The following is a 17,133-nucleotide window of genomic DNA, read 5'->3' as shown; positions in this document are numbered from 1 at the left end:
ACGTCACTCGGGGGTATACCGTGATGTTCGAGACTATAGCCGCTTTTGCGCTTCATTCGGTTGGGAACCGGCCTCAGCAGCGCCGACGGCCGACGCTCCACGCGCGGCAGCGGTACCCCAATGTCGGAGGTGGTGTGTTTCGCTTTATTCTTCCCGAACTACAGCACCCCTAAGAAAGGGTTCATGATATCAAGGATTTGAGAATATTGAGCAGACGACAAGGCCGACAGTTCGTCAACGAGCTCGATTACCTCTCCCTCCTCAACCTTCTGATCGTGAAGGCTAACCGTCCCGAGAATCGTCTGGCCGTTGTCCGGGCGACTGTTCAGGATGAGGGCGATCATCGCCGCCACGTTGGTCGCGTCCTGGTCCTGCTGGTTGGGGCTATCGATGATCATCGGCGCCGTTAGGGCGGAGGAGAACCGGAAGATGGTCTTCATGAGTGCGAGATGGTAGGCCAGGACCGCGCGCGGTTGGTCACTTCCGGTATCGTTCACCTTGCGGACGATCTTGATCGCGCTGTCTAAATCGATCCTTCGAACGTTAAGGGTCCGTAGGAAGCCGGTCATAAGCTCAGCATAGTAGGCCTCGATCTCCTTTCTCCGCTTCTTGTCGTCCAGCTTTTTCACCTCGGCGTCGATCTCGACGATTTCCCCAGCCCGTCTGTCGACCTCCGCCCGTATGTCGTCGAGCTGCGTGTCGAAAAGGCCCCTGGCCATGTTTGCGCTGGCGTTTTCGATGACCTCCTTGAGCGTGAGGTCGCCTTCTTTTTCGGCTAAAGTTCCAGCCACCTTCTCGATGAGTACGTCGGTATCGCTCAGGCGCGCTTCCATCTTGTACGCCCGTTTGTGGATATCGACCAGGCGGTCGTATTGGTCGCGAAGAAACTGAGCGCAGGCTTCGCGATCATCGAGGATAGAGAACTTATGCGTGAAGTCGTTGTGGTGAACCGTTCCACAGGTCGGGCAGAAGACCTCAGCCTCGGCTTTCGAAGCGTAGGCGTAGTCCTTACCTAGCTCCTCCATTGCTAGACGGGCGATCTTCATCTGCTCGGTCACGAGTTCGCGCTCGTCGACGAGGTCGGCAAGCTCGGTGGCGCTCTTCAAACGTGCAGCCCGAAGGTCGCGAAGCTCCAGGAGAAGGCGATCTACGGATTCCCGATGCTCAAGCTCGGTGAACTCGGTTCCAGTGAAGGCTGGTTGCAAATTCAACTTGTCGACGGCCTTAACCAGCACCTGGCGGTCGCGGCCGAATTCGGCGATCTCCAGCTGTACGGCAGACTTCCTCGCCTGGAGTTCATAGTACCTGTTCGGCCTGATGCCGGAATGAAACTCCACCACGGCCTTCCGCGGGTTCTTGTACTGCCCGCGGTTGTCGAAGGATTCGAGCGCCTGCTTCCACCCACTGTCCTGGTCGATATAAAAAGGCATGAACATGTAAGCTGGCGGCGGCGTCTCCGTCACGCCGGACTTGTTCGGCAGCACGAGGCCAAAATCGAGCATTTTCGCAAGGAACGGGCCAAGCTCGGAGGTGACGCTCCTCGTTTTGATCAGGAGATCGCCCTTCTCGTCGAACACCCCGAAGGCGGTGCCGTCCCTGACGATCGAGAACCGTTCGCCATCGACGGCGAACAAAACGCGGGCCTTTACCTTTGCTTTGAGCCACTCCGGATGCATCCTGACCGGTGCGCCAAAAGCCCAGTAGATGCTCTTGATGACGGACGACTTCCCGACGTCATTCTCGCCGGTGATCACCGTCAGTCGAGGATGGAACCTGACCGTCCTGCCCTTGCGCTCCGTTGTCGACAGGAGTTCTAACTTCTCGAAGCGCAAGTTTTTCATTGTTCTTCAATCTGAGATTTCTTATCAGTTGCTGAAACCGTTCGCTGCTAGACATCGTGGAACTCGTAGAGGATGACGGCGCGGATATAGTCGTCGGTCGCGGTTTTGTCCCACATATCTGCAAGTTCCCTGACTTCCGGAAGAGCTGCGTCCACCTCCGTTAGTAGATCGCGGGCCCCGGCAATGTGCTTGGCAGCAACATCCTTGACGGCCTTCCGAAATCTTTGCGGTCCTGGCCCGTAGCGGGAACGACGATCGTTGACGTAGAGCCTCCAGGCAGCCCCGATGTCGCGCCGACGAACGATGTTCGTAATGGATGGCGCAATCTCCGACCACTCCACTGCCTCCTTGCGCCTCCTCTTGAAATCCTCAAGGCGATCATCGATCAGCTTTCGTGTTACGAAGGATTCCGACATCGCGGAAAAACTGCTGAAGTCGACGTCCATCCGTTCCCGCTGGCGGCATTCTTCGAGAAGCATGAGACCGAAGGCGTAGGTGCTGGTTTCCGTCATCCCGGTCTGCTCGATCACGAACTTCTGGACGGCGCCCATAATGGTGTCGCTGAAGCTGGCGAGATTCATAGTGGAGCAGCAAAAATGGAAGAGCTTCGAATGCTCGTCCTGGAACTCAGGATCCTGCTCCTTCAGCCGTTTTCGGAAGGATTCGACCTTCGCCGCTGCGGCGGCTTCGAATTTCGTCTCGCCATGGCCGGCTACGAGATCAGAGCACATCTGATTGGTGACGAAGACCAGCCTCTCAGTGTGGTCCGGAAACCGCTTGTAATTATCGTACATCTTCGCGGCGAAAGACAACTTCTTATCGGGCGGCGGCTCGCCTGGCTTGACCGCAGTTTTCTTCCCTTTGGTTCCCGATGAGGCGGAGATGCTGGAGAGCGTCCATGTGCCGGTCTTCTGTGTCTTCACTTGGAAGAAGGTGACCTTCGTCGGGCTGCTCATGCTGTCGAGTTCGAGGACGTCATCATGGAATTCGAAGGCGATCCCGAAGTCGGCTCCACTCTTGTAAAGCTGGAGTATCCGAGAAAGCCCCCAAGCTGCTTGGTATTCAAATCGTTCTACCGCAAGCTTGCCACCTTGCTCGCGCTGAGGTTCGTTCAGGAGAGCTTGTCTTATGTCCAATTACGATGCCCGAATCGACACTATCTTCCTATCCTAGGCATATTCTGTCGCGCACGATACGTCCTTTATCGAATAGACATTGACCGTCAAGAAATGATGTCTGCTCTCCCGCTTCGCAGCTACCAATCCGCTATCTCATACCATCGAGGCTGCTCACTTTGACTGCGCGAAGCTCGATTTTAGGCATCATATTGATAGTTGAGGTATGCCGAGCGGCAGCCGAAATCCAACCGAAACAGCCCACCTAGATCGGGCGAGTTCCAGTGCATGACGGATAGCGTGAGCATCCCCAAAACTGATTTCCGGCATTGCGCCCCTGTCTCGCAGTTCGAACGACCATATGTTTCCCGCAACGAGGACAAGACTGCGCCGCTGGCCGAGGTGAAGGCTTCGGCGAAGTATTTCGTACGCCGGTAGGCGTCCAAGCGGGCTGGCTAGGCGTGAATCTAGTTGCCGTTGATCGCCGGTTTTTTCGGAATGTCTCGATCGGCGGCACTGCAAACGGGGCGATGCTGTCCATGGTAGGCACCGGAAGCCCAAGGTAACGAAGATCGGCTTCGGTCTGCCCAAGGCGCCCCATCAGCCTTCCCAACTCAGGGTCGCTGCGCTTCTTCCAGTCCTCGAAAGCACCGGCCTCCTTGCGAGCCTCTTCGACGAGTCTCTTGAATTTGTCGTCAACCCCCTGCTGCTTTGAGATGATATCCGATTGCAGTTTCTTGATATTGTTCTTGTCGTCTTGGCTGTATTCCTGCCGGAAATGGAAATGAGCCTCGACACGCTTTACCCAGGCCGCAATGTTCGCGGCTTTTACGGGGCCGATACCATGCACATGCTGCACATCGCGTTTCTTCGCTTCAAGGGCATTTGCGATGCCGTAGGATGTCAACGAAGCGACATCGATAGACGACACTTTGCCGATCCGAGCGCCACGGATCGGATGGTTTGACAAGTGCACGTCAAGCTGTTGCTGCCTCCGCCGCTGGTCATAGTCGGGCACGACTCGGCTGTACGAGTTTGACAGGGCCTTGTACTCATCGATCGCGTCCAAGGCTTCCGCCTTCTTGCTTAGGACACGATCAATGGGTGATGAACATTGGAGGTCTTCGACCCGTTTCTTGATGTTGGCGACTGCGGCCCTGTGGGCTTGAGTCACGCTCACGCCGGGATCAACTTCCCGCAGGATGAGCCACACACCGAAGGCAGCGATTGCACCGGCAATAATGAAAGGTAGCTGGAGGCCGAAAAACGCGATGCCCGCCGCTACGATGGCAGCAACGCCTATACCTCTTTGAAGAGGTGCAAGTCGCTGCCTGCGTTTCGCATCAATCGCCGGCTGGCCGGCTTGCGCAATGTACGGTGTTATGGGGACGGGCACACTGATGGCAGGCGGAATTGGGATGCCATTCACTGCTGCAAGTAGTGCCTGAACGTCGAGGATAAGCCCCTGCTTCTCATCAACCCGCCCATTGGGAAGATGAACGGCGAAAATTTCATGGCTGATAAACAGCGGCCGTCCGTATTCGGCCTCCATCCGGCACCACGGGCAATCTGGTGCGAGCCGCGAGTAGTGATGCAGGCGGTTGCGGGAACAAACCCGAAGAGACGCTTCTAGCTCTTCAAGCGCGGCTACCCATCGCGCGGGCAGGGGTCGGTGTCCAACGTATTGCTGTGAAAAAGCTTGCTCGAAACAATCGCGGATCGCGGGAGTGAAATCGTTAAGACGCACAGTACCTGGAGGTGGCGACATCCCAGTGGCGCGAGAGGAATATGCAAAGCGATATTCTGCGATTGCCTTTTCCAGCGGCATGTCGCCGTTGCCAGCGTACCGGCCGGAAAAAGGATGCCGGTCCATGCAAAGAACCTGAAAAAGCGAAACTGCCAATCCAAACGCGTCATGATCCGGTGTTCGGACAATCGTCGCCAGAGATCTCTCCTGTAGCTCAGGCGGTGTGTATTCGGGCACGCCCACGACACAAAGATATCGGTTCCCGCCTTGTGTTACCTGAAAGCTATCGGCGTCGATCAGGGCGACGGTCGCGGTTTGTGAGACCAGAATGCCCCGCTGGTTGATATCGCCGACGATGCACCCAGCCGCGTGGACCTGTGCGAAGACACGGGCAATGTTAACGGCAGTTCGGACAAGGAAGCGGTAATCGGCGTTTGGAAAGTGCTTCTGTCGGGACGAGGGTGTTTGAAGTTCGTGAATTTCCTTGTGCTTCTCTACGAGACGCATCATGAAGCCGACGAACTCACCTTTCGCGTTCGTCACGATCTGATAGGGGAATGCGATTGTCGAAGCGGTTGCGGCGAGTTTGGAACTCACCATCGCACGAATTTTTCCTTCGCGTTCTTTGACTACCTTCGGAAGGTAAGCTTTGACGGCGTACCCAGGAACATTTGCGATAGAGAAGACTTCACCCTCTCCGCCATGGCCTATCTTCTTATTGATGGTCAGTTCCTGACCATCTGCGAATAGCCTATCGAGCTTCATTTCCGGGCGGCTATAACTAAGGTCTTGTCGTCATCGGTCAGATCGTTGACCCGGGCACTGTCAAGGAATGCGGCGAGATTCCGTGAAAGACCGAAGTCCCTCCCGATGACTGGAGAATTATCCAAGGGTCTGGCCATGGGATCAAAAAAGCTGGGCGATGCCTCTCCCGTCCTGTGATCGATAACCAGATTTTCGATTCCGTCTGAGAACACCGCAATGGCGTCATAGTCTGGTTGATAACGAGATATCCGAAGTTGTGGCTCCGGATCGTCCGTGATGAAGAATGTTGTGGACGCATACTCCCCATGCGCGGGCCGGCTGAGGACCGACCATTGCCGGTCGTCACAATGGCGACCGACCGCAGCACCGTCGCCAACATGAGCAGTAAGGACCCCCGCCTTTGTTGCAAGCACAAGCACCATGGTCGTAGCGAACTGGCGAGGAGAGGAGTCGCGCTTGGCCGCGCTAACCGATATCCGATCTCGGCACTCATCGACCCACGACCACACCATATCATCTGTCGGAATGTCTGGACTGGTCGCGAGCAATGAGTGCGCTGATGTTGCGATCGTGCGACAGACGATTGCCGCACCTTCGCCGCCGAACGTGGCCGATCCCGCGCCATCGGCCACCACGACCAACAGAGACGTGTCACCTACGACAAAGCATCGCTTGGCGTCTTGAAGACGCGTGCCTGCCCGAACATGCGAAGTTCCGCGAACCGACGCGGTTGCATATGACCATCGCATTGATCAGCCGGCAGTAGCCCAACCGTCTGGCGCAGTCGGATTCTGGAGAGGCACCTGCTCTCCGGGGTTGGATCGCGACATGACGCCTAAGGAGCTAGACAGCCACTGGAAGAACTCTCGGAACTGTAACCCTTTCAGTTTCAACGGCTGACGCACGGCAATCTGAGACAGGGTTGACATATCGGCATTGTCGACACCGATGGCGTAGAACATGAATGCCTTGGACTCTTCGCCTTCCTTGACCTTTTGGGCGGCGGCTTTCCAGCTATCGGTTGGAGCGCCGTCGGTGATCAAGAAGACCCAGGGCCTGTAGAGCGAGACGCCGTTCTGCCGGATCACGTCTTTCCGCTGGCGCAACATTTGAAGCCCCGTTTCGATGGCTCCGCCCATAGGTGTGTTGCCCTGAGATACCAGCTGGGGCGCAAAGAAGTTGGTTGCACTGGTGAAGTCCATTTCGACCTTCACGGGGCCGAAAGTGACGATGGCCAATTCGACCCGTTTGGCGGCGAGACTGTCGCTCTGGATTTCTTCTTGAAGGAGTCGCAACCCTTCGTTCAATTGCTCGATCGGCCGACCGCTCATCGAACCTGAAACGTCAAGAATCAGGACACATGGGCAACGCGGCTGCGGATTGTCGATCAATCCAGCGTCAGCAAACGGTTGCTGCTCAAACTCGGCCACTTCATATCCCCCTGTTGAACCCTGCTTTAGTCTATTGGGTTTGTGCAGAGAAGTGCAACACTTGCGCCGGATCTTTCGTTATTCCATTCGGCGGAGGGCAACGCTTGGACTACGTCAGGCAGTACGCAGGCCCCTTCTCCGCAGCGGGTAGAACGCCCACCCCGAAAATGCGCGGGCTTCACATCGACCGTGCGATTGGCAAAACAAGCCATTTCACATCGGGTAAGATACTCACTTCAGGCCCGATCGCCTGCCAATGGGCAATCGCTCACGTCAGGGTATACCCCTGCGTGACGTGACATCGGCGGCGCCACTGAGCGTAACTTTAGGACTAGTGGCAGCCATTTGTTACAAGCAGGCATCAAGCACTTAAACCTTGATGTGACAGTCCATGAGCGCTTGCCCGGTCGGGGATGCATAAAGGTCTCAGTGGATGTCCCCCAGCTAGGTGCCACAAGGGGCATTTCCTGATACCGGTGCTTCCCAAAGCTGGTCTGGGAACGGAGAGTTAGATGATTGAACTGCTGACCAATCAAGCCAAGACTGATCGCCTGTTCCGTCAATGGGTCAAGGCTTTGATCGATGGCAGCGCCGAGAACAGCAACAGACGAGTGATCGACGGCACCGGGCTCGTTTTCGCCAACAACCGACGTGGTGGAATGGGGCAGATCGAGGATCAGGTGATATTCGGCCTTGATTCAAGCCTTGATACGTGGGTCGTAAAGATCGTTCGGCCCGATGCAGCGCAGCAGGACATGGGCAAGCTGACTGCAATTGGCCTTAACGAGCAAGGGCGGCCGTTCCTTCTTCGGCAAGGATGGCTAAAGAAAAACCCAATCTCGCGTGAGATCCGAGAGGACTTCGCAGAACTTAGCGGATTGGATTCCGTCCCTGTGACGGCGCGAGGACAGCTGTCGCCTCGTGAATGGTATGTCGTTGCAGATATTTCATCTGTGGGCACCATTCCGCAAGAAACTGCCGCCTTCGCGAATGCCTGCGCAAGAGCTCGGTCCAAAGCAGGCGGTGGGACATCGAAATATACCGAATCTGAGACATATCGGTACGGGCTGGACGAAAAGGGGCGTACCAAGAAGGTGACGATCTCGGGTGGAACCAAAGAGGTCGAGGACATGCAGGGGCATGTTTGGGCCGAGCTGCAGAGGCTTGTTGGGGGGTCTCTGAAGAAGCCCACAAGCTACGGATATGCGGTCGATGCGGTGATCGAGAAGGCCAAGGCTCTCATCGAGATCAAGACAGGAGTTTCCGCTCATGACATCTACGAGGCAGTGGGGCAACTAGCCCTTTACCCATCATTGATAAAGCTGCCTGACGACCTAAAGCCCATTCTCCTAGTTCCGGATCGGCCGTCGCTCAGGCCGCAGATGGCAGCTGCACTCGAAGCTCAGAGAATCGAGGTGCACTTCTACTCTATCGGGGGTGTGGGGAAGAAGCCGACGATCACATTCTCGTCCACGTTTCTCCGACGATGCCAACGGCTGGTGCTCTGAGCGGTTCTCGTGATCAAGGACGATTGCGTCAGGCGAATTCTTGGACGCGTCACTAAACCGCTAGCGTCACTTGGAGTGTCGGCTTCTGTGGACGCGGCTTAAGGACACTCGACGGTCCCACTTGGGAGCAAGCCTTCGTTCCCGCAGCGACGGGCGCGCGCATTTGTGGTTGCCACGATCCAGCTTGACATCGACTATTTGTGACAGGGTAGCGTCGAGCCCAAAACCTTGGGGTGACAGGCTATGGCTCGCATTGGGTACGCTCGCGTCAGCACGACTGACCAAGACCTCGAAACGCAACTGGCGAAGCTGAAAGCTGAGGGGTGCGAGGTCATTCGTTCGGAGAAGGTGTCGGGCGGCAGCCGCGATGGCCGCACCGAACTGGCAACGGTTTTGGATTTCCTTCGTCCCGGTGATGAACTGGTGGTGACGCGCCTCGACCGGCTCGGCCGCGACACCCGGGACGTGCTTAATTTGATCTATGAGTGCGAACAGAAGGGCGCCTTCGTGACCGTGCTTGACCCGCACGTATCAACGCGCGGCGAAATGGGCCACATCGTGCTAACGGTCCTTGGAATGGTCGCGCAAATGGAGCGCCGGTTCATCAAAGAGCGGCAGCGTGACGGCATCGAGCAAGCCAAACGAGACGGCGTCTACAAGGGAGGCAAGCAGCGGATCGATCGAGGCAAAGTGACATCTCTCCGCGACGAGGGCCAAGGCCCCTCGCAAATCGCAAAGCTAGTGGGCTGTTCACGGATGCAGGTCTATAGAATTCTGGCTGAGCACGACGGGCAGCGACTTTGATGGCTAGGACCAAGCTGTAAGCCACATTACGATTTCACGCGGTCCATAAATTCTTCAGCGTCTGCACAACCGAATATTCGCAACTTCTGCCGTATCGCCCCGGAATGAATGCTAGAGAATGTTGTGGCAAACTGGCTTAGGTCCGATCCCTTCATGAAGGGCGCGCTGCTGATGGTAGGCGAGCGAGAGTAGGCTCACGGCAGAGACGACTTCCGGGAGCACTGCACGTGAAACCGGCTGGTGCATTGCAAAATCCGCTGACACGCGCAGTGTAGTTCCGGCCGAAGCGGAAGAGTTGGCGAAAGAATGGTGTTCGACGTACGGGCAAACGGCGTATGAACTGATCGACCGTCGGGTTTATTAAATCCAAAGGATCCCGGTACGCTGGCATTTCTGAGAAAACTCGCTAGACATTCGTGCCCCATCACAAGGAGCTATTGCGTGACTGAACCAGCATCGAATTCCGGGAACCTATTGATCGAACTTACGGCGGATATTGTTTCTGCCTATGTCAGCAAGAATGCTGTGCCCGTCGCATCACTGCCCGAGCTGGTTCAAAGTGTGAATGCATCGCTGTCGAAGATCGGCGGTCCGACTGAACCAGAGAGCCCGACCCTTACGCCTGCGGTCAATCCGAAGAGGTCGGTGTTCCCCGACTACATCATCTGCCTTGAGGATGGGAAGAAGTTCAAATCGCTGAAGCGCCATATCAATGTTCACTATGGGCTGACACCCGACGCATATCGCGAGAAGTGGAGCCTGAAGTCGGACTACCCGATGGTGGCGCCGAACTATGCGGCTCAGCGGTCGGCTCTGGCGAAGTCCAGCGGACTCGGGCGCAAGCCTGGGGCCAAGCCAGCTAAGAGCGCCGGCAAAAAGCGCTCGACCCGGTGATTGCCCATCCTTGCCTGTTCTGCACAAGGTCGGCGGGCATGGGAGTGTACCATTTTAATACAATCCTCAATTTGTAGACTCTCGCGACGCATCGGCAGCTAGTGTCTCCGTCCAGGCCAAGTGGAGGGAAAGGCCGCGGACCGAGAGGAAAGCGATGTCCGTCCAAAAAGAAGACTATCGAACGAACCGAGCCGACTATGCGATCGCCGCGGCGAAAGGCCGATCTGCCATTGATGTCGATCGCTATGAGATTCTGGAAAGAAGAAAGAAAGCTCTGTGGCTAAGAGATCCGCGAACTGCCAGGTTGGCCGCAAATCCGTGTGAAAGTTTGCCAGGACCAAGACGCAGACCGCGCGGGAACTAGCGACGCCGATCCGCAGTGGGCTTCGGGCGCTGCCAGCCTCATCTTCGCCAAGGTCACAGAATACCCGACCGTCGGGGCGCCGATAGGAGTATTTTGTGATGTTCCGAATTCTTGTCGTGGCCGGTGCCCTTGCGCTGGCCGGCTTTGTTGCCGGCCCGGCAAGCGCGCAAGAGACTTTCCATGGCTACGATTGCACGGATGACTGCTCGGGCCACGAAGCCGGGTACGATTGGGCGGCAAGGAACGACATCACCGACGAACGGGATTGCGATGGCGATAGCCAGTCATTCAACGAAGGCTGCCAAGCGTACGTCCAAGAGCAATCGGATGACGCAAGTCAGAACAACCAATCCGACGATGAAAACGGTGACGAGGACAGCGACCAATAGGAACTCCGGGCGTCGCTACTCATCGCGCCAGATCACCCGTTTCTCCCATCGGATTTGCACCAGGCGCCGATATCGGATCGTGTGCGCTTGCTCTGCGGTGGGGTGAAATAGCTCGGCATCCATCCATTCGCGGCTGCCGCATTGCTGGCAACGGACTTTCTCCCGAACCTCGTCGATCGTGACATTGCCGATGACCTCGCGGAGCTCGAGCGGTTTGTAGAAGCGTTTGAGGTTGCACTTGCTGCAGCGGATGCGGCACGCCTGCCCCGCGTCGTGGGCGTGCGTCAGGGTCCAGGCGGCGCCTCGTGGCCACTTTTCGGGTTGCTCCGGCATATGCTAAAATGAGGAACATATTCCTTTCTGGTCAAGAGGCTCTTGACTCTGGTGTTCTCATTTTGTTCACTGTTGGCAAAATGGAGACAGAACCATGAAACCGATGCGTGCGACCGAAGCCGAGCAGCCTGAGATATACGCCACGGTGAAGCGCGAGATGCCTGGCATCCGCCGTGCCCTTGCGAAGATGGTCAAGCCGCTGCGCGGCCTGTCCGACGTCAGTCAGAAGCGGGCTATCGCGGAACTGTCGGCGGCCTGGATTATGGCAGTCTACCCGGATGATCTGGATCTGGCAATTTCGCTTTCCGATGCAATGCGCGACCAGACCGACATCATCCTGAAGGAAACCTGGGAACACCGAGAGCGGCAACAGCCCCACTGATGGTCAAACGCAGCCGCGGCATTCCGGCGCCTTCAATCATTGATCGCGAGATGCCGCATCAGGTCGCGCTACCCGACGATCTCTGCACGGGCCGCAACTACACGCTCATCCGGCGCTTTCTTGACGAACGCGGCATGTCCTGCCGGACGAGGGCGGCGATCGCGATTTGGGAAGACGGCAAACAGGAGCAATGGCGGCTGCACTGCTTCGCCGATCGCGAGGCCGCGGCGGCGTTCCTTGACCACTTCGGCGGCGTCGTGTTCGCTCCGAAGCGAGACAGGGAGAACGGGCGCGCTCGCGGCGTCTGGCACCGTCAGGGCGCCTACGAGCGAATTCTGGAAATGGGGCCGCTGAGCGTCCCGGAAGCCCTTCGGAGCTAGGCATGTGCAACCTCTACAACATCACCACCAGCCAGGAGGCGATCCGCCAGTGGACGCGGGCGCTCCGTGACATCTCCGGCAACCTCGAGCCTTCGATTGACATCTACCCCAACCAATTTGCTCCGGTGGTTCGCAATGCTGCCGACGGCAGCCGCGAAATCGCCAATCTGCGATGGGGAATGCCGACGCCGCCCGAGCGGATGCGCGGCAATGCAGATTCCGGCACCACCAATGTGCGCAATCCGCAGTATGCCCATTGGCAGCCCTATCTCGGCGTCGAGAACCGCTGCGTGGTGCCGGTGACGAGCTTTGCCGAGCCGTCGCCGACACCGGGCGACAAGGATCCCGAAACCGGCGTCCAAAAGAACTTCTGGTTCGCGCTCGGCGAGGAGCGGCCGCTGTTCTTTTTCGCCGGCCTGTGGACGCCATGGCACGGCGTGCGCAAGGTGAAGGAGGGTCCAGGCGACCACGAGCTCTACGGCTTTCTAACGACCAAGCCCAATGCGCTGATCGCGCCCATCCACGAGAAGGCGATGCCGGTGATCCTGACCACGCCGGAGGAAACCGAATTGTGGCTCACCGCGCCGTGGTCGGAGGCGAAGAAACTGCAGCGGCCTGCGCCGGACGACGCGCTGGTGATCGTCGACAAGCCGGCAACGCAGATCAAGTTCCCCGCTGCGCCGCCGGCGCAGGCCTCCTTGTTCTAGTGAGAAATCGCCATGGATCAGATCATCACTCTGGACAGCCGCCAAGAGGCGGCGTTGCAGCAGGTTGCCGATAGGTTCGTCTCCCTACACAAGGGCGACACCATGAAGGCGCTGAAGGAAATGATCGTGCTCAACGGCTACCTGCAGGACCAGATCGACGCGCTCAAACGGCGGCAAAACCAGTGAGCGACGAACCGACCCGGCTCGGCGAAATCGTGCAGCCACGCGACCACGGACCTCTCGGGCATGTTTGCGAACACGTCGGATGCAGGAAGGATGCCGGTTGGGGTTTCGCCCGTCCAACGCAACCGTCACACTGGTTCTGTTTTGAGCACCGCGGCGAAGGAGAGAAGTTCCTATGATCAGCCCGCCCAGACGCGCGACTGCTTACCCGGACCGCGACGTCGACTGTCCGGAAGCAATGGAGCCCCGGGCTTTAGGTTCCGGTGAAGAAAGACCCGCCGACCGAAGCCGACGGGCCATCTTCCCTCAAACTGCTTGCGCGCCCGTTTTCCTAGATGGTCCGCTGGAACCCAGGAACCCTGCACAGCAATACCTTAGTTCAAGACCCCCGGCGGCGCTGTAGTTTGCGGCAACGGGAAATCGGGTTCACGGAAGGCGCATAGCGCCGCACGCGACAAGTTCGCAGTGGCCGCAGCTTCAACTTCCAAAGACCTCGTTGCAGCGACTGGTTTGCCAAACGCCCATTGAATCGCTCTGCGCCTGTATCTGCTCGATGGTCCCAGCTTGCGAGACAACCAGCCGGACCTGGCATTGCATGGCAATGTTGGCGCCTGGCGTGGTCGTCGTATTCACATAGGCGGTGTTCCCGATCACATTGACCGTCGACGTCGAACTGCCTGGAAGCTGAAAATTTCGCTGCGTCTCCGCCCAGACATACATGCGTCTGCCGTCATTCATAGTGTATGACGATGCTGGGGGGCCGTACTGCATAAAGAAACTATCTGCTGATTTGCCTGCAAACTTTGTCGATAACGCTGTATTTGCCTGCTGCGTGGTCGTGCAGGCGGACAAAAGTATGGTCGTTGAAATTCCTATAATTCTGCGCATGTCCCCTCCCGAAAGAAGGCATCATGCCGTCAGGTTTTTGGGGTGTCGAGCATTAGGCTGAGCTATTCCCCAAGTCTTTGTTGCCGGTCTGCATTCATCTTGGGTCAATGCCATATTAGCGGATTTGCAAGATATAGCTTTCCGTGCCATTTTCTGGCCGGGGAGTGGGGACAATGTATAGGCGAACTCTATTTTGCCTTGCGGCGGTGATCGCCGTATCCGGCTGCGCAGCAGACTATCTCAACAATTACGACACAATGACGTTGGCATCAGGCGACGCCAACAATACGAACCGCCTTTTGCAGACGGTCGATCCATTCAACCCCAACAGTAACAACACCCATATCGAAGGCGACGGGCAGCGCAGCGCTGGTGTCGCGCAGCGATATCTCGGCATTCCGCTGGCACCACTGGGTCAAGCATCTGATGCAAACGGTGGGGGAGGCGGAGACACAGGTAATCATCCGTGCGATCTCCAGACTCAGGTTGACAGCCTGGGCCGACCCTGCGGTGGGCGTGCTGCCGAAGTGAAACCAGGCGGTCGAACCGGGCACGAGGTCGATTAGCGATGGCGTTCCGATTGAGCCCCCATCGTCGGCGCCCGCGTAATGCTCCGCCGCGGCGCGTCGTTTTCGCAACCGTCGCTGCGGCCGGCGCTCTGGCCGCCCTGACTGCCATCAAGCACGCCGACAGCTTCCACGAGATCAGTCTGCAAAACTTGGCCAGCACCAAGCCGGCTCCGATCACCGGCGTTGCGTCGATCATCGATGGCGACACGATCGAAGTGCACGGCCAGCGGGTCCGCTTCAACGGCATCGACGCGCCCGAGAGCAGGCAATACTGCGACGACGCCAAGGGCTTCGAATACCCGTGCGGCCGGCGATCGGCCGAAGCGCTGGATAGCTTCCTGGCTGCATCGAGGCCGGTGCAGTGCACGTTTGTCACCTGGGATCGTTATCACCGCTTCGTCGGCGACTGCCGGCGCGCCGACGGCACCAGGGTGGCCACGTGGATGGTCGAGCACGGCCAGGCACTGGATTGGCCTCGATACAGCCACGGCGCCTATGCTGCGCAGCAGGCGAAAGCAGAAGCCGCAAAGGTCGGCCTGTGGGTCGGGAAATTTGAGCCGCCCTGGGACTGGCGCGCATCGCATAGTGACGGTGCGGCGCCCTCGGGCCAGCCGCTCGGCATCATCGGCCGCAAGCTGGTCGCGCAGAGCGGAGGCCTTTCTTGCGAGCCGCGGCGGTATTGCTCGCAAATAAGTTCGTGCGAAGACGCCCAATGGTATCTGCACAATTGCTCGTGGGGTCGGAAGCTGGACCGGGACGGCGATGGCGTTGCGTGCGAGACTCTGTGTTGATTTTAGGATGATCCGCCGAAGGGGCTGGCGGAAGTTAAGCGGGTGGAGGGGTAGAAATGGGGACCAGTCGGCGAGCCGCAGTTTCGGCTGCGCTAGCTTTGGCGTTTGCAAGCGCCTCGTGCACGACATCGCAGCAAGCGTTCAACAAGAACCCGAGTGCGGTCAGCACATCGGCTCTCTGTAGAACGCTCGCGTCAACAAACGACGTCAAATTCCAGCAGAATCTCTACCTTGAACTCACGCGCCGCTCGGTGACGGTTGAGCAATGCGCGGACATGATAAGGAAGCAAAACCAAGCTATCGCCGCTGGTGTGGCAATAGCCGCTGTTGGCGCTGCCGTTGCGGTGTGTTCGAAGAATAACTGCGGTGGCGGGGGCTATGCCCGCCCAAACTACTACCAAGGCGCCGATTGGGATGAATTCTACAACCAGTACGGCCAACTCGTTTGGGTCTGCCGCGACATCGCCACCGGACAGTTCGTTGACTACGTGAATTGCTACGGCAAAGCACAGACCGATTGGCGATGGCCTGCGAAATACGCCTATTGAACCTTTCCGCGGCGAGCGTGGGACATGCATAAAATGGACTGCTATGTATATGAGAACTGGACCCGTGATCGTGGCCGGATCCATCGGGCTGACTGTGGGTTCTGTAACGACGGTCGAGGGACCCACGCAGTCGCCGGGTACAGAAACGGTCGTTGGCACGGACCGTTTAGTCGTGACGACGCTTTCGCAAAAGCCGCTCAACTGAATCGCGCCGATATGCGCGCCTGTACCATCTGCAATCCGTGAGTGCTGGTCGACCAATCACGACAGCGACATAAGGTCGAAGGCGATAGCTTCGGCCCGCAACCATCCAGGACTACCTTCAACGCCTATATGTGGGAAAACGGCGTGGGAAGGTCGATCAATAGTCGACCACTTTCCATTAAATTATTGATTTAACTGGCGCACCCGCAAGATTCAAACTCGTGACCCTGCCTTCGGAGGGCGATGCTCCGATCACGTCGGATATGAACTTCGTACGAGAGTCGGCACTTTAATTAAACGTGGCGCGTGACACCGGTTGGACGGTGAGGCTAATTGATCCGGACAGCTGGCTGTATGACGCGGTGAAGCGCTCGGAGGTCGCCGCTCGGACGCCGGTATATTCGACGTACTCGTGCTGGTACGACCCTTCGCCCCGAATTTCCGACCTTCCCTCCATGCCTTCCTCAAGGCCATAACTTTCGACCAATTGGCGAGCGAAGTCCTGTATCGACATTTGCCATGCACCGATGTCGAAATAGCAACCCTCGAGCTGTAACAAAGCGGCCACGCCGCCGCTCATCGTCACCTTGCCGCAAAGCTGCTCGCCTTTGGCGATGTAGAGGTATTCTCGCGTTTTGTCGTTCTGGATCCTCCACTGATAATTCATGCTTCCTTCAGCCGGCATCGGTCCTGGCGGCTGGGTGCCGAGGGAGAACGATCGATCCAACGACTGCTCGATCTGCGCTTCAGTCATATCGAGCTGAATGCCGCGAAAGCTCGACCTTGCCTGTGTTTCCTGCGTGAAAGCAGGACGCGCATCGAGCCCAATGGCAAGTGACGCAAAGCACAGGACCACTGCCGTCAAAATGAACTGTGAATGCCTTGATCTTTTGTGAACGCCGCTCCTCATTGCGGCGCCCCGCTCGAGATCTTGACGCGGTCAGCTCGTGCCCTTCTCCATGCGAAGAATGCCATGGCGGCGAGGATGAGGTCGGCAACGGCCCAAATCTTCATGTCGGTGAAGCTGGTGGCGGCGATAAAGGCGAACAGGCTGCCAACGACGAAAATGATGGCGGAGACCAGCGGCAGTCCGAACGCAAAGGCACCGCCAACGAAGAACAATAACCCGACAAACACCCCAACTGACCCAGCTCCGGCGAGATCGTGGTTTGATGTGAGACTCCCACCGGTCGCCACGGCGCACGACTGCAGCATCGAAACCAAGCCGAGCAAAATTCCAATTATTCCAACTGCGATTTTCATTTCATTTCCCCCTGAAAGAAGCGCTCGA

The 17,133-nt window shown here is 57.7% G+C and carries 20 protein-coding genes; 11 read left to right on the top strand and 9 right to left on the bottom strand.

Features of this window, described 5'->3' with window-relative positions; genetic code table 11:
* Nucleotides 1–158 precede the first annotated feature (158 nt).
* From RFM41_RS13265 to RFM41_RS13245, 5 genes are all read right to left on the bottom strand, one after another.
* A complete protein-coding gene (locus RFM41_RS13265) occupies nucleotides 159–1,832 on the bottom strand; it encodes an AAA family ATPase (RefSeq protein WP_320319269.1) in 1,674 nt (557 codons plus the stop codon).
* Between the two features lie 56 nt (nucleotides 1,833–1,888).
* On the bottom strand, nucleotides 1,889–2,977 hold the full coding sequence (locus RFM41_RS13260) for a dsDNA nuclease domain-containing protein (RefSeq protein ID WP_320249072.1): 1,089 nt from the start codon (nucleotides 2,975–2,977) through the stop codon (nucleotides 1,889–1,891).
* Nucleotides 2,978–3,221: 244 nt separating this feature from the next.
* Entirely contained in the window at nucleotides 3,222–5,468 is a 2,247-nt protein-coding gene (locus tag RFM41_RS13255) for a helix-hairpin-helix domain-containing protein (RefSeq protein WP_320249073.1), read from the bottom strand.
* Complete coding sequence (locus tag RFM41_RS13250; protein WP_320249074.1) at nucleotides 5,465–6,217, bottom strand: PP2C family serine/threonine-protein phosphatase; 753 nt, start codon at nucleotides 6,215–6,217, stop codon at nucleotides 5,465–5,467. The genes RFM41_RS13255 and RFM41_RS13250 overlap by 4 nt, the downstream gene beginning before the upstream one ends.
* Before the next feature lie 3 nt (nucleotides 6,218–6,220).
* Nucleotides 6,221–6,898 (bottom strand): vWA domain-containing protein, encoded by a 678-nt coding sequence (locus RFM41_RS13245; protein WP_320249075.1) that lies wholly within the window; start codon nucleotides 6,896–6,898, stop codon nucleotides 6,221–6,223.
* A gap of 512 nt (nucleotides 6,899–7,410) precedes the next feature.
* On the opposite strand from RFM41_RS13245, the gene RFM41_RS13240 reads away from it, so the two are divergent.
* The 4 genes from RFM41_RS13240 to RFM41_RS13225 all read left to right on the top strand — a co-directional run bounded on the left by RFM41_RS13240 (nucleotide 7,411) and on the right by RFM41_RS13225 (nucleotide 10,857).
* Nucleotides 7,411–8,406: a hypothetical protein gene (locus RFM41_RS13240; RefSeq protein WP_320249076.1), complete on the top strand. Its 996-nt coding sequence runs from the start codon at nucleotides 7,411–7,413 to the stop codon at nucleotides 8,404–8,406.
* 243 nt (nucleotides 8,407–8,649) lie between these two features.
* Nucleotides 8,650–9,210 carry a recombinase family protein gene (locus tag RFM41_RS13235; RefSeq protein ID WP_320249077.1) on the top strand — a complete coding sequence of 187 codons (561 nt, stop codon included), beginning with the start codon at nucleotides 8,650–8,652 and terminating at the stop codon, nucleotides 9,208–9,210.
* 441 nt (nucleotides 9,211–9,651) lie between these two features.
* Nucleotides 9,652–10,104 (top strand): Ros/MucR family transcriptional regulator, encoded by a 453-nt coding sequence (locus tag RFM41_RS13230; RefSeq protein ID WP_320249078.1) that lies wholly within the window; start codon nucleotides 9,652–9,654, stop codon nucleotides 10,102–10,104.
* Between the two features lie 462 nt (nucleotides 10,105–10,566).
* Complete coding sequence (locus RFM41_RS13225; protein WP_320249080.1) at nucleotides 10,567–10,857, top strand: hypothetical protein; 291 nt, start codon at nucleotides 10,567–10,569, stop codon at nucleotides 10,855–10,857.
* Between the two features lie 15 nt (nucleotides 10,858–10,872).
* On the opposite strand, the gene RFM41_RS13220 is transcribed toward RFM41_RS13225, so the two are convergent.
* A complete protein-coding gene (locus RFM41_RS13220; RefSeq protein ID WP_320249082.1) occupies nucleotides 10,873–11,190 on the bottom strand; it encodes a hypothetical protein in 318 nt (105 codons plus the stop codon).
* Nucleotides 11,191–11,284: 94 nt separating this feature from the next.
* On the opposite strand from RFM41_RS13220, the gene RFM41_RS13215 reads away from it, so the two are divergent.
* Genes RFM41_RS13215 through RFM41_RS13200 form a run of 4 tightly spaced genes read left to right on the top strand, consistent with a single transcriptional unit; the run spans nucleotide 11,285 to nucleotide 12,845 of the window.
* The gene (locus tag RFM41_RS13215) at nucleotides 11,285–11,572 is read left to right on the top strand and encodes a hypothetical protein (protein WP_320249083.1); all 288 of its coding nucleotides are present in this window, start codon (nucleotides 11,285–11,287) and stop codon (nucleotides 11,570–11,572) included.
* On the top strand, nucleotides 11,572–11,952 hold the full coding sequence (locus tag RFM41_RS13210; protein ID WP_320249084.1) for a hypothetical protein: 381 nt from the start codon (nucleotides 11,572–11,574) through the stop codon (nucleotides 11,950–11,952). The genes RFM41_RS13215 and RFM41_RS13210 overlap by 1 nt, the downstream gene beginning before the upstream one ends.
* Before the next feature lie 2 nt (nucleotides 11,953–11,954).
* Nucleotides 11,955–12,659: an SOS response-associated peptidase gene (locus RFM41_RS13205; protein WP_320249085.1), complete on the top strand. Its 705-nt coding sequence runs from the start codon at nucleotides 11,955–11,957 to the stop codon at nucleotides 12,657–12,659.
* Nucleotides 12,660–12,671: 12 nt separating this feature from the next.
* Nucleotides 12,672–12,845: a hypothetical protein gene (locus RFM41_RS13200; RefSeq protein WP_320249087.1), complete on the top strand. Its 174-nt coding sequence runs from the start codon at nucleotides 12,672–12,674 to the stop codon at nucleotides 12,843–12,845.
* Between the two features lie 474 nt (nucleotides 12,846–13,319).
* On the opposite strand, the gene RFM41_RS13195 is transcribed toward RFM41_RS13200, so the two are convergent.
* Nucleotides 13,320–13,730: a hypothetical protein gene (locus tag RFM41_RS13195; protein ID WP_320249089.1), complete on the bottom strand. Its 411-nt coding sequence runs from the start codon at nucleotides 13,728–13,730 to the stop codon at nucleotides 13,320–13,322.
* Nucleotides 13,731–13,903: 173 nt separating this feature from the next.
* Between RFM41_RS13195 and RFM41_RS13190 the strand changes: the two genes are divergently transcribed.
* The 3 genes from RFM41_RS13190 to RFM41_RS13180 are packed head-to-tail and all read left to right on the top strand — an operon-like array spanning nucleotide 13,904 to nucleotide 15,638.
* Nucleotides 13,904–14,296 carry a hypothetical protein gene (locus RFM41_RS13190; protein WP_320249090.1) on the top strand — a complete coding sequence of 131 codons (393 nt, stop codon included), beginning with the start codon at nucleotides 13,904–13,906 and terminating at the stop codon, nucleotides 14,294–14,296.
* 2 nt (nucleotides 14,297–14,298) lie between these two features.
* On the top strand, nucleotides 14,299–15,090 hold the full coding sequence (locus RFM41_RS13185; protein WP_320319268.1) for a thermonuclease family protein: 792 nt from the start codon (nucleotides 14,299–14,301) through the stop codon (nucleotides 15,088–15,090).
* Nucleotides 15,091–15,146: 56 nt separating this feature from the next.
* Nucleotides 15,147–15,638 (top strand): hypothetical protein, encoded by a 492-nt coding sequence (locus tag RFM41_RS13180; RefSeq protein WP_320319267.1) that lies wholly within the window; start codon nucleotides 15,147–15,149, stop codon nucleotides 15,636–15,638.
* A gap of 493 nt (nucleotides 15,639–16,131) precedes the next feature.
* Here RFM41_RS13180 and RFM41_RS13175 read toward each other — a convergent pair whose 3' ends face one another.
* Entirely contained in the window at nucleotides 16,132–16,752 is a 621-nt protein-coding gene (locus RFM41_RS13175) for a hypothetical protein (RefSeq protein WP_320319266.1), read from the bottom strand.
* Nucleotides 16,749–17,105 (bottom strand): hypothetical protein, encoded by a 357-nt coding sequence (locus RFM41_RS13170; protein ID WP_320249096.1) that lies wholly within the window; start codon nucleotides 17,103–17,105, stop codon nucleotides 16,749–16,751. Before RFM41_RS13170 ends, RFM41_RS13175 begins: the two co-directional genes overlap by 4 nt.
* Between the last annotated feature and the right edge of the window lie 28 nt (nucleotides 17,106–17,133).

The organism is Mesorhizobium vachelliae, assembly GCF_033977325.1.
GTDB classification, from domain to species: domain Bacteria; phylum Pseudomonadota; class Alphaproteobacteria; order Rhizobiales; family Rhizobiaceae; genus Mesorhizobium; species Mesorhizobium vachelliae.
The sequence above is the reverse complement of the archived record's forward strand: the minus strand, read 5'-3'. Positions and strand labels throughout refer to the sequence as shown.